The organism is Mesorhizobium sp. WSM3866 (assembly GCF_002294795.1).
Classification (GTDB): Bacteria; Pseudomonadota; Alphaproteobacteria; order Rhizobiales; family Rhizobiaceae; genus Mesorhizobium.
Map to the genome: position 1 here is coordinate 176,877 of NZ_NSGC01000005.1, position 12,765 is coordinate 189,641.

8 protein-coding genes and 1 pseudogene are annotated in these 12,765 nt (G+C 61.4%); 5 read left to right on the forward strand and 4 right to left on the reverse strand.

The annotated features are described in order from the left end of the window. Nucleotides 1–2: 2 nt before the first annotated feature. Nucleotides 3–626, reverse strand: coding sequence for a hypothetical protein (locus tag CK222_RS13945; RefSeq protein ID WP_245433035.1), 624 nt, complete (start codon nucleotides 624–626; stop codon nucleotides 3–5). Beyond that, nucleotides 613–1,773: a hypothetical protein gene (locus CK222_RS13950; protein WP_245433037.1), complete on the reverse strand. Its 1,161-nt coding sequence runs from the start codon at nucleotides 1,771–1,773 to the stop codon at nucleotides 613–615. The genes CK222_RS13945 and CK222_RS13950 overlap by 14 nt, the downstream gene beginning before the upstream one ends. Before the next feature lie 1,054 nt (nucleotides 1,774–2,827). On the opposite strand from CK222_RS13950, the gene CK222_RS13955 reads away from it, so the two are divergent. The 4 genes from CK222_RS13955 (at nucleotide 2,828) to CK222_RS13970 (ending at nucleotide 9,758) form a co-directional block, all read left to right on the forward strand. Next, nucleotides 2,828–6,421, forward strand: a complete 3,594-nt coding sequence (locus tag CK222_RS13955; RefSeq protein WP_095800744.1) for a DUF5801 repeats-in-toxin domain-containing protein — start codon at nucleotides 2,828–2,830, stop codon at nucleotides 6,419–6,421. Between the two features lie 74 nt (nucleotides 6,422–6,495). Continuing rightward, the gene (locus CK222_RS13960; RefSeq protein ID WP_141247062.1) at nucleotides 6,496–6,999 is read left to right on the forward strand and encodes a hypothetical protein; all 504 of its coding nucleotides are present in this window, start codon (nucleotides 6,496–6,498) and stop codon (nucleotides 6,997–6,999) included. Next, the gene (locus CK222_RS13965; protein WP_095800746.1) at nucleotides 6,903–8,243 is read left to right on the forward strand and encodes an ATP-binding cassette domain-containing protein; all 1,341 of its coding nucleotides are present in this window, start codon (nucleotides 6,903–6,905) and stop codon (nucleotides 8,241–8,243) included. The genes CK222_RS13960 and CK222_RS13965 overlap by 97 nt, the downstream gene beginning before the upstream one ends. A gap of 147 nt (nucleotides 8,244–8,390) precedes the next feature. After that, complete coding sequence (locus tag CK222_RS13970; RefSeq protein ID WP_245322429.1) at nucleotides 8,391–9,758, forward strand: HlyD family type I secretion periplasmic adaptor subunit; 1,368 nt, start codon at nucleotides 8,391–8,393, stop codon at nucleotides 9,756–9,758. A gap of 89 nt (nucleotides 9,759–9,847) precedes the next feature. On the opposite strand, the gene CK222_RS13975 is transcribed toward CK222_RS13970, so the two are convergent. Next, on the reverse strand, nucleotides 9,848–10,150 hold the full coding sequence (locus tag CK222_RS13975) for a DUF982 domain-containing protein (RefSeq protein WP_067319945.1): 303 nt from the start codon (nucleotides 10,148–10,150) through the stop codon (nucleotides 9,848–9,850). A gap of 296 nt (nucleotides 10,151–10,446) precedes the next feature. Here CK222_RS13975 and CK222_RS13980 point away from each other — a divergent pair. Beyond that, a pseudogene (locus CK222_RS13980) lies at nucleotides 10,447–11,900 on the forward strand (NCS1 family nucleobase:cation symporter-1). Between the two features lie 303 nt (nucleotides 11,901–12,203). Here CK222_RS13980 and CK222_RS31610 read toward each other — a convergent pair. Then, nucleotides 12,204–12,515, reverse strand: coding sequence for a hypothetical protein (locus tag CK222_RS31610; protein WP_141247063.1), 312 nt, complete (start codon nucleotides 12,513–12,515; stop codon nucleotides 12,204–12,206). Between the last annotated feature and the right edge of the window lie 250 nt (nucleotides 12,516–12,765).

Here is a 12,765-nt window from a genome sequence, read left to right on the forward strand (position 1 = left end):
GATCAAAGCGTGTCCAACCGAAAAGATCTCAGCTTGATGGCGCGGTTGTAGATGTTGCTCGCATCGGCGCTTTGCGGAATGCCGTCGGGATACTCGATGGCCATGTCCAGTGTCGGCTTGCCAGCCAGCACGGCGTGCGGAATGACGAAGGACACAGTTGTCGCCACATCGCCCGACAGCGTCCCCCGATACACCTCGGTCCCATTGGCCGACACGACGATCCTCTGCCAGGTCTGCGGCGGGCGAATAACGGCGGCCATTTCCAGCGTTGCCCGAAGCCCGTCGCGGAGCGGCGGCAGGGTAAGGCGCAGGCGAGAGCTCTCGCCCAGCGAATGGGTGCCGTCCGCCACTGGCCCCGACCAGCCGCAGACCATCATGGTGGTTGCTTCCCGGGCGCCGTCGGAGCGGAACGATACGGTCCGGCCTGGCGTGTAGCGCCCCACGGCGTCCCGGTTGAGGCATGTGGTGGTCTTGTCGATGTAATAGGCGTGGTAATCGTCGTTGACATTCGGGCTGAGGGCAAGCGCCAGGATGGCGATCTCGGCTGCCGCAAGCGCGCCCGCCAGCGCGTAGCCGGCACCCAGGATTACCGGCCTGGTCGATTCCGTCAGCTCAGACCAGCGCAAGATAGCCTCCAAGCCAGGCCACGGTCATGAAGTAGCAGGTGATGAGGAAGACAATCAGCGCACCGACCAATGTCGCCTTCGAGCCCGACAACAGCACCGCCGTCAGCATCGTCAGCGGCGCGAGGCCGACGACATAGCGGACCATCGAAGCCAGATTCGAGGTCAAAGGCAGGATGATGGCCATGGCGCAGAACAGGGCCGCGCCAATTTGCCTGCGCGCCGCGAGCACCGCCGCCAGCGCCAGTCCCACGATTGCCGTCGACGCGCTCCATTGCGGCGCACTGGGCCACCAACCGGCCCCGGGGTGATAGGACAGCCCCGCCCAGAGGAACAGCAGCGGGTTGCCGGCCACGCGCCCGAACGCGCGCTGGACATGCACGAAGGCAAAGCCGTCCCCGACCGTGACGTAAAGGTAGAGCATGTAGGCGAACAGGCCGGCGGGAGAGATGAGTATGGCGATGATGAGATCCGGCCGGCCGAGCAGCCAGCGTGGGAAGCCGATGGCCGACCCGCCCTTGGCGCGATGCTCCTCAAGCATGCGAATGACGATCGCGAACACGGCCAGCACGCCGACGACCCGCGTTGCCGAGAGCAGCGCGCAAGACAACCCCGCGGCGAGATGGTTCGAGCGTTTGAGCGCCAGGAAGAGGCAGGACGTCAAAAGCACGAAGAGCGGCTCGGTGAGGAAGGTGGCAAAATAGAACGAGAACGGGCCGCTCAGCAGGAAGGCGCAATAAAGCACATAGGCCCGCATGTTCCTGTCCATGAGCGGCCATGCCACTAGGCACGAGACATAGCCGCACGCCAGCGATGCCGCCGTCGCAATCGCGATCGTGGAGAAGGGCAGAATCGTGCGGACCGCCGCCACCAGCATCGGATAAAGCGGAAAGAACCCCCAGCGCCCGACATTGCTGCGGCCAGGAATGGGAAAACGCTCATAGCCCTGTTCGGAAATGCCGACATACCAGGAGCAATCCCATTTGCAGAAGGCGCGGGCATAGGCCGCTAGGCTCGGATCCGGCGACACCGATGCGAATGCGGCGTAGCGGATGACAAGACCGCTCAACAAAAACAGCAGCGGCACTGCCGCCACCGCGATCACCGTGAGGCGAATGCCGCTCTTCGCACGCGCCACATCAACTGCCAAATCCGCCTCCAACCGCCCGGATGGCATCCGCGTCGTGCCGGCATCCCTCGCCAACACGCCTCTCGGTCCAACGCTGCATACCTAAAGGGGCGGTGGGATTTTTAGTTCCGCTGCACGATATTCCGGCCGTCATGCATCCGGTGGACAATCTGCCGGTAGCGGCGCGCCGGCGATAGGCCATGGAAACAGTCCGAACATGTATATGGCGTGTGGCACAACCAGCGCCCACCATTCACGATCCGAACGCGCTGCGTAGCGGCCATCGCGTCCAGCACTGCCGCGTACTTAGCCGACGCCGAGGTTTGACTTCCGTCGCAACCGAACGCGTTGTGATCACCGTCGCTTCGACAAGCTTCCGCGGCTCCGAGTTTTATTGCTGCGCAACGGGATGCTCGGAATCCTCGAATCCAAGCAGGCCCGCCTCGCCCTGGATGACGCCGTCGCGACCACACTCGGTGTAGAGCGGCGCGCGGCGCGTCAGCTGACGGTGAAAGGACCGCGCGACCGCCCCCCGTCGCAAGCATTGGTTGCAAAGCCTTTTTCAGGTGTTTCCGCTCTACCTTCATCCAGATTCGGTAGATGCTGGCGACAACATTCTTCAAATAGTTGAAAAGAGCAGGGACAAAGGTCCCACACTCGGTTGGACCATTTTTGCTTCACAATTTTTCCAAAAAAGCAACAGTACGAGTTTAAGTTTCCACAAATAAGAGTAAACTTTTCGTGCTCATGTTCTGAGCGGGAGGCGTTACAGGCAGTCAATAGCCTGTTGAAGAGGGGCGGGTTGAGTATGCCCTTATCATCGATCCTTGGTGCCCGCTGTTGGTGGGTTACCGATGCGCATAGGACGCATCCGCCCAGAATTGCCTGACGGGGCAAGGAGCGGGGAAGCGGCGGTCCCCTCAACACCCTCTACCCCGGGTTAAGCCGATAACTCCAGTTTCGTTCAACGATGACGCGCGGCACCGGCTCCGCTGGTGGATGCGCGCCCATGCGGCCGGCTGCCAGCGTTGGGGCTGATTTCGCGCCTGTCGCATTGAAACCAGGGAGAGTTTCAATGGCACTCGACATCACTGCTCAAGACATCATCATCGACGAGACCACGGGTCTTCAGGGTGACGACATTAATCCCATCGGCAACAATGACCCCACTTTGGCCTATCTCCTAAGTCGCGACAGTTCGGGCGGACTGACCTCACCGGAGGTCGCCTTCCAATCCAACTTCGTGGTAGCCACGGCGAACGCAGGGGAAACCATCACCTCGGTCGTTCTTACCCAGAATTCCTCAGGAACGCCGTTTTCCACCACCGTTGGCGTCAACAGCGGCATTAGAACGGTGAATGGCAACTATGTTTGGCTGTTCCAGGACCCGACGCATTCAAACGTCGTGATCGGCGTCATCGGCACTTCCAGTGCGGCCACTATGCCCGCCGCGACCGGGGATCTCGCCTTCTCGTTTGGACTGGTCAGCACCAGCGCAACAAACGCAGATTTGTACCTAGTCCAGTATGTGCCGTTGCTCCATCCGGACGCGAACGACCCGAACGACCAGATCGATCTGCTCAACAAGGTGTACGCATCGGTCACCGGCACCACCGTGCTCAATTTCAGCCAGCTCGGCGACGCCCCTCCCGGACACAACAATTGGTATATCCTCGACGCCGACACGGCGAGCACACAGAAAATTCTGGTCACGGCTCACGACGGCACTACGCAGGCTGAAGTCAATGTCAGCACGCAAGGTCTGGGTGTCTCTTCTCAGGACGTGCGCTTCGGCCGTGAACTTCAGATCGACCTGATCAGTGGCGGCACCCAAAGTGCAGGCAAGAACTTTACCAACTCGCCGCTGGCTCCCAACTACACAGGCCACATCGAGAACGTCTCCGGCGCCGGTTTCTCGATTTCGCAGTCCACGCCTACTAACACAGTAGCTGACATCGAGGTCCACGCCTACAACAACGACGACAACGCAAAAGGCGCCGCGTTGCCGGGTGACGACAACGATACCGAGATCAATATCACCGGAGTAACGTTCAAGTTGAACGGCGTCGCCACGACGGCCTCTGCCCTTGGCATCACAGTTGATCTCAACGGCACCGGAATGATCCTCCACAACGTCGGCGAAGGCGTTACGGTTGATTTTACTACGGCGGGCGGCTCGGGCGGAACTTTTGACCGATTCACCATCAAGAATATCGACGGTGAGAAAGATTATTTCGACGTCAAAGAGGTGCATTTCGCTGGGAACGTTGCTAATGCCCACAACGAACAAGTCGGCTCCTTCATCAACTTCAACGACGACGGTCCAAGTATTTCAACGACAGGCACCGAACCGACACTGACTGTCGACGAGACGGTTCTTGGCACCAACGACACCAAGAGCTTCGCGGCGAACTTCAGCTCGGCCTTCGGTGCTGACGGGGCCGGCACGGTGACCTACGCACTCGGCTTTACTGCCGGTTCGACCGGACTTGTCGACACCGCGACCGGGCAAGCGGTCGTCCTCTCGCTGAATGGCGGCGTCATCCAAGGTCGAACCGCCACGAGCAACGACCTCGTGTTCACGGTCTCTGTCGATGCCTCGGGCAACGTCACCCTCGATCAGATCCGCGCGGTGGTCCATCCTACCAGCGACCCGGACGAGAGCACGACTCTGGCCGCCGACAATTTGATCAAACTGACCGCGACGGTTACCGACAAGGACGGCGACCACGCACCGGCCACCCTCGACATCGGCCAGAACCTCAACTTCAAGGACGACGGCCCGAGCATCTCGACGACCGGCACCGAGCCTACGCTCACTGTCGACGACACGGTTCTTACGACTAACGACACGAAGAGCTTTGCGGCGAACTTCAGCACGGCCTTCGGTGCCGACGGCGCAGGCACGGTCACCTACGCACTCGGCTTTACTGCTGGTTCGACCGGCCTTACCGACACCTTAACCGGTCAGGCCGTCGTCCTCTCGCTCAATGGCACTGTGATCGAAGGTCGCACCGCCACGAGCAATGACCTTGTCTTCACGGTCTCTGTTAGCGGCACCGGCAGCGTCACCCTGGATCAACTCCGGGCAGTGGTCCATCCGACCAGCGACCCGGACGAAAGCAAGACACTGGACGCGGATAACCTAGTTACGCTCACCGCGACCATCACCGACAAGGACGGTGATCATACATCGACCACACTCAACATCGGCCAAAACCTCACCTTCAAGGACGACGGCCCGACGATCACGGTGCCGTTCGACGGTGACGCATCCGGGGGTGGAAGCAATGGTACTCACGAGACCTTGGGCAACGCAGTCGGTCAAACGGCATCTGGTGCTTTTGGCTACGACATCGGTTCGGACGGCCGCCCGGCTTCCTACTACGACGCCACGCACTCGGACTTCGTCGACCAGGATGGCGTGCTTCCCGGCATCCAGCTCAGCCTTGATGGCAATCTCACCGGTCTTGTCCCTGGCACGCCGACCCCATTCATCAGCTCGTTCGCGACGCTACAGTCGGAAAGCGCCACCGAAGCTTCGTTCAATTGGCAAATCTCCTACGATAGCGACCCGAACACGGCCGGCAATCAGATGGCCACGGCGGGCGGTACCCTTGTCTTCAACAAGGACAGTGACACTTACACCATCACCTTGAACGACGCGGTGGAGGGCTTCACCAGGGACATCCTGCACACCAGTGAGCTTCTCTCCAAGCAGCCCACGAGCAATACCGGTCACCCGTTGATCGTGGTGGAGAAGCTCTTCGAGGCGGACAGCACACCCGAAACGACCGATCGGGACTTCTTCGTGCAGTTCACGGCGAACTCGGCAACTTCGAGCATCCCCTTAGGTCTCGGCGATGACGACGGCGCGCCGGTTGCTGGTGACAAGGTGTGGAACCCCGGCCAGTTCGTCACCAACAACAACGAAGACTGGGTTTCTGCAACCCAGACCACGAACGGGGTCGCTGGCGACACTATCCAGAAGGGCGAGGCACTGACGCTTCGGTTCTTCGACACCTCACCGGGTATCTCGACCGACAACGGTGCCAATCACGTCCCGACCCAGACGGCTAACGACATGGCCATCAAGTTTGACGGTATCGGCAACGAGGACCTGATGGTCATCGTTAATCTCGTGTCTACTGCCAACCCGGCGCTTACGACGACAAAGGCGATCTACATCTCGAACGCCGACATCTACAAGACGGGTCAGGTACCTTCCGCATACGCCGCCGACTTCCAGCTTGATAACAACGACGGCCTAGTGATCATAGAGCGAAACGACTACAACGGTGCCGGTGAGAACTGGGTGCTCCAAGGCGTCCAGATCATGCAGTCCGGCAACGGTCTGGTCGGGGCCGGTAGTGCGCCGGCCGGTACCAACGCCGCTCTCGGCGGTGCTACCGCGATCGACCTGAATAGCGCGGTCGGCGCGAATGGTGGCAGCCTTTCCGCCCCGTTGGTGATTTGGGACAACGACGTGGCCAAGGTGAACGGTGTGGATACAGCCGTCGCCGACAACGACGTCATCAAAATCGTGGACATCGGCTTCACCACGACGCAGACCACGACGCCGGACGCGCACCTCGACTTCGGCGTCCAAATCGCGGACTCGGACGGCGATATGACCACCGTCCAGCACATACTCGTCGACATCGCCTGACACAGAAGCAGCGGGGGCGGCCAAGTGCTGCCCCCGTTGGAACTCGGCAGTAAGGCATCGAAACGGGGGGTTCCGTGATGCAGCCAAGGCCGCAATTCCAGGAAGTGATGCGTCTGGCGCGCCGCCAGGCGCCGGCCCTTTTCCTCTTCAGCTTGCTAACCAATCTTCTTCTGCTTGCCAGCACCATCTACATGCTGCAGATCTATGACAGGGTGCTGTCGAGCGGCTCGATCGACACGCTGCTGTGGCTCACCCTTGCCGTCATCGGCGCCATTGCCGTCTATGGCCTCTTGGAACATGCCCGCCGGATGATGCTGGGGCATATCAGCCAATGGCTGGACGACCAGCTCAGCGTCCCGGTGATCGAACGCGCCATGGCGGCGCGCCTGGCCGGCAGCAACGTCGAAGCCGGCCTGAAGGACGTTAGCGATCTTCGCAGCTTCATTGCCGGCGACGGCATTCTGACCTTTCTCGACGCGCCATGGACGCCGGTATTCATGGCGTTCATGTGGTTCTGCATCCGGCATTGGGGGTGCTCGGCCTTGCCGGCGCGGTGCTTCTGTTCTGCTGCGCTCTAGCCAACGATTTCCTCACTCGCCGCAAAAACCAGGAAGCAGCCGCAGGGTTGCGCCGCAGCCAGGCCGCCGTCGGTCAATTTGTCGATGGCGCCGAAACATTGCGCTCGCTCGGCATGTCCGAGCCGGCGCTGTTGCGCTGGGAGCAAAACCAGCAAGCTCTCACAGCTCTGCAGTCCCGCATTTTCCAGCGCACCACCGTCATCGGCAGCCTGTCGCGCTCCCTGCGCCTCGCCCTCCAGGTGGCCGTGCTGGGGCTCGGCGCCTATTTCGTCCTGCACCGCGAACTCACGGGCGGGTCGATGATTGCGGCTTCCATCCTGCTCAGCCGCGCGCTGGCGCCGATCGAACGCTCCATCGGCGCCTGGCGCAGCCTGGTCAACGCTCGGGCCGCGCGCCAGAACCTGATCAAGCTCTTTGCCGCCACCGGGTCGTCGCAGAACGTCGGCGTCACCTTGCCGCGCCCGCAAGGCCGGCTGAAGTTAGAGAACCTGCACTATTACGCGCCGGGAACCCCGCAGGCCCTGCTGAACGCGATAAGCTTCGGTGTCGAGCCCGGCCAGACCTGCGGCGTGATCGGCTCGTCCGGCTCCGGCAAGACCACGCTCTGCCGTCTCATCGTCGGCACGATGCGACCCTCGCTGGGCCATGTCAGGCTGGATGGTGCGGAGGTCTGGAATTGGCCGTCGAACGAGCTCGGCCAGCATATCGGCTACCTGCCGCAACAGGTCCAATTGTTCCCGGGAACAATCGCCGAGAACATCGCGCGCCTGCGCGACGTCGACAGCGAAGCCGTCATCGCCGCGGCCCAGCTCGCCGGCATTCACGAGATGATCTTGCGGCTGCCGAACGGCTATCGGACCGAGGTCGGACCGCACGGCGTTCGGATCTCGCGCGGTCAGCGGCAGCGCATCGCGCTGGCTCGGGCACTGTTCGGCGACCCGCCGCTGATCGTACTCGATGAGCCGAACACCGGCCTCGACGGCGAAGGAGAGGCGGCGCTGTTCAACGTGCTTCAGCAGTTGAAGGAGCGCGGCCGCACGGTCGTTATCGTCAGCCATCAGACCAGTCTTCTGCGCACGGCTGACAACATCGTCCTCCTCCGCGACGGATCGGTCATGATGCTCGGCACGCGCGACGAGGTGCTCGGCGCGCTGGCAGGCCAGCCCAGGCGCATTCCGATGCCGGGGGCCATGCGGGACAAGATTGCCGCCTTCGCGCCGGCAAACCTGAAAGCGGTGGAGTGAGCCATGGACTTCTCGACGCTTCTGAACGGGCTGGCGGACAGCCTGCGTGAGCTGACCGGCACGCTGAGCATCTTGGCCGAGGATCTGACCGCCGCGGCCTCGATTTGGTATGACGGATTGGGTTGGCCGACGCGTATCGCTCTGACTGTGGCCGCCGGCGCGCTCGTCCTGCTCCTGATTTCCCGATTCTTCCGGCGGCGGTCACATGCATTCCAGGCAATCAGTGGCGACCTCAATCAACGGACCCGGCCGGCGCGTATGCTGGGCTATGTTTCATCGATCGTCTTCGTCGGCGGCGTCGCCGTGTGGTCCAGCGTCGCGCTTCTGGCAAGTGCCGTCGTCGCCGATGGCGTCGTCAGCCCCGAAGGCTATCGCAAGACGGTCCAGCACCTTGAAGGCGGCATTATCGGCGCGATTCATGTCAAGGAGGGCGATAAGGTCGGCGTCGGAGAGGTCCTCATCAGCTTGAAGACTACGGAGGCGCAGGGCCGCTACGACGAGTTGCAGGGGCGCTATATCCGCCTGCTGGCAACCGAGGCGCGCCTTGTCGCGGAGCTTGCCGGCCAGAATCGGGTCGCCTTCCCCAAGGAGCTGACCTCGATCGACAGCGAGCTGGGGCGAAACGTGGTCGCCGAAGAGCAGGCGCTGCTCGACAGCCGCCTCGCGACCCGCGACGGGCGCACGCAGATCCTCAACAAGCGCATCGCGCAGATTGAGGAGCAAAGTGCGGGATCAAGAGACGTGATCGCCGCAGAGACCGAGCAACTCAGGCTGATCGACCAGGAGATCGCTTCCGCCCAAGAGCTTTACAAAAAGGGGCTGGAGCGCTTGCCGCGGATATTGGCGCTGCTGCGCTCCCAGGCCGATATCCGCGCCAACCAAGCGTCAAACCGGGCTCAAGTGGCCCGCAACGATCAGCAGATCGGCGAAACCCAGTTCCAACTCCTCAACCTGCGCCAGCAGGACAGTGAGAGCGCCAACGAGGATCTCGCCAAGGTGCGCACCGACCTGGCCGAATTGCGCAGCCAATTGCCCTCGCGCCAGGATGTGCTGGCCAGGACCGACATCGTCGCGCCGATTGCGGGAACGGTGATGAATTTTCGCGTAACGACCGAATCCGGCGTGATCGCCAGCGGCCAGCCGCTTCTCGATATCGTGCCCAACGAGCCCAATCTGGTCATCGATTCACGCATCAAGACCACGGATATCGATGTGGTGCATCCAGACATGCCCGCCCGCGTGGTGTTGACGGCCTATCCGAGCAGGCATCTGCCGCAGATCCACGGTCTGCTCACCTCGGTGTCGGCCGATCGGCTGACGGATGAGAAGACCGGCGAGCCGTATTTCCTCGCCAAGGTCAAGGTCGACGCGGCCGATCTCGAAGAACTGCACGACGTCCGTCTATCGCCCGGCATGCCGGCGGAAGTGATGATTCTGACCGGGGAGCACACTTTGCTCGACTACATGCTGGCCCCGGTGGAAGCCTCCCTCACACGCTCTTTCAGGGAGAATTGAAACGAAGCAACTCGTGCCAGTAAGCACACAACACCACCGAGACGTCGGCCTCAGGCCGACGTCTCATGCTGCCGAAGGATTCGAACGTGCTAGCGCCTTAGAGCGTAGACATTGTCCATCGAAACGCCACCCAGAGGCAGCGCCATCTCGTCGTCGAGAATCCGAGTGATGCGGGCAAAGCCGACAAAAGCCTTTCTCGCCTCCTCAGCCGACATCTTGCCAGCCATAGCTGCCGAGCAGCAATTCACGGCGCATTGATAAACGGGGCCGCGCCTCCCCGTTGGCCACTTCCGCAGGAACACCATCGCTTCGGAGACGCTGTCGACTTCCTCCAAGGGGTATCCCTGCCCACGCGCGATCCGCACTGGGGTAAAGAAATGCAAGCGATCCATCACTATCCTCCCGGTCGACCGCAAAGCGGCCGAACCCGCATAAACGCATGTCCAGGGGTTTGGTTCCACACAATTTTGGTTGCTGGTCGAAAAAGTTCGGAACCGGACAGGAGCGCGATTGGCAAGCCGACTCAAGTAAAGGCGATTCCTGTTTTGGCGCGACGAGAAGCGCGATTCTCATTGAATGACTTTAAGGCCAAAGCCGGCAAATGGATTGCTTGTAGGTTCCCCAGCGTCAGGCTTACCCTCACCAGTTAACGCGGGGACGCCGCGTTTTGCAAAAGGGGACAGTTGCAATGACTATACAAGGCGCTTCGCCGGACCTCTACAACGAGGATCTGGCTCCGGCAACAGTCAGGAACTGGGGGCCGTTTTCAATCTTTAACGTCTGGACTTCCGACGTCCACAGCCTCTGGGGCTATTATCTCGCCGCGAGCCTTTTTCTGTTCTGCGGCGGCTTCGTCAACTTCATCATCGCCATCGGCATCGGCTCGCTGATCATCTACTTCCTGATGAACCTTGTCGTGCCGGCGTGAAGACTGGCGTTCCCTACCCCGTGCTTGCGCGCGCCTCCTTCGGCATCTGGGGTGCCAACATTCCGGCGCTGGTGCGCGCCGTCGTCGCCTGCTTCTGGTATGGCGCCCAGACGGCCGCCGCGTCGGGCGCAATCGTCGCGCTGCTGACGCGGCTGCAGTGGTTCGACGAATTCAACCGGACCTCGCATCTGCTCGGCCATTCCACCCTGGAGGTGATCTGCTTCGTCGTCATATGGGCGCTGCAGCTTTTGATCATTCAGAAGGGTATGGAAACGGTGCGGCGCTTCCAGGACTGGGCCGGACCCGCCGTTTGGGTGATGATGCTGATCCTGGCGATCTATCTCTGCGTCAAGTCGGGCACCTTCGCCTTCACCAGCGATATTCCGATGGACGTGCTGCTCGACAAGACCAAGGATGCCGGCGTGCCAGGCGAGCCGGGTTCGTGGACCGCGCTGTTCGCGGTGGCGGCAATCTGGGTAACCTACTTTTCGGCGCTCTACCTCAACTTCTGCGACTTCGCCCGCTACGCGCCCAACAACGCGGCGCTGCGCAAGGGCAACATCTGGGGCCTGCCGGTCAACCTGATCCTGTTCTCGCTGGTCGCCGGCGTCACCACGATCGCCGCCTACGACGTCTATCACGAGGTGCTGCTCCACCCCGACCAGATCTCGGCCAAATTCGACAGCTGGTTCCTGGCGGCGCTTGCCGCGCTGACCTTCGCGGTGGCGACCCTGGGCATCAACGTCGTGGCGAACTTCGTCTCGCCGGCCTTCGACTTCTCCAACGTCTTCCCGCGTCAGATCGACTTCAAGAAGGGCGGCTATATCGCGGCGCTGATCGCGCTGGTGCTCTATCCGTTTGCGCCGTGGGAAGGCAGCGCTGCCTCCTTCGTCAACATCATCGGCGCGACGATGGGGCCGATCTTCGGCGTGATGATGGTCGACTATTATCTGATCCGTAAGGGCGAGGTCGACGTCAAAGCGCTCTACCGCGAAGATGGCGAGTTTCGCTTCCAGGGCGGCTGGCACGTCAACGCCTTCATCGCCGCCGGCATCGGCGCGATCTTCTCCTCGATCCTGCCCAACTTCACCAACTGGCTGCCGTCCTGGTGGGGCGTCTATGGCTGGTTCTTCGGGGTCGCGATCGCGGGCGCCGTCTACTATGTGCTGCGCACAATGGCGCTCGGCGCCGGCGCACGCATGGCCAAGGCTTAACACAGTCGGGGCGGCGAAAGCCGCCCCATTTGCTTCGTCTCACTTGCCTACCATCTCGGGCCAGCCAATGCGGGGTCCTTGCGCTCGAAAAAGTTGCGTCAGGGCAGTTCGAGCTCGGGCTCAATGATGTAGATGGTAGGATCCATTTCTTCAGGAGACACGACGACCACGTCCTGGCCTGTTGCGTCTATATAGCCGTCCGTAACAGCAAAGCCCGCCATAAGCTGGTCGTCCGTGAGAGGATACCAGGAACCGAATTCGTGAGAGTAAGACGCGATAGCCATCCTTGCCAAAATCGCGCTGTTATATAGATCGACCTCGTAGTCCCCAGTGCGGGCCAAACAGTCCATCAACATCGGAAGAGTAAAATCCTTTGTCCTCGAGCACGCATTGAAGGAGCGCGACCCTGCGTTCAGGAACCTGGCTTTTGGTCAATTGAAACACCGGATCCTGCGATCCGCCGGCTGCCCGCCGAACACCGGCAAAGGCGACGAGAAACGGCAGGGTTGAGCTTGCGAGCACGTGCCTTCGTGTCACCGGAAAGGTGGAAGTCTCCGATACTTTCGCAAGAATTCCCGCTTGTCGCTTCTGACCAAGATTTTCGAAGTCGAACATCGCCATTCTCCAAGCCGCCGAGCACCATTTGCTGGCACTAACGCCGTGCTTAGCTAGGCGAGTTCTGCCAAAGCGCTCCACGCCCAGCGATACACCTTGGCTCCGGACCTCATCTTATCGTATCTTTGCCTCGGAACGTAGCTTATGCGGAGGGGCGCAAGTTGGAGAGGCGAGTTCCCGTCCGGGTTGAGAATGTTCGTTTAGACGAACTTGCGCTCGCCAACCAACGCCGGCGCTGTGCGCTTCCCCG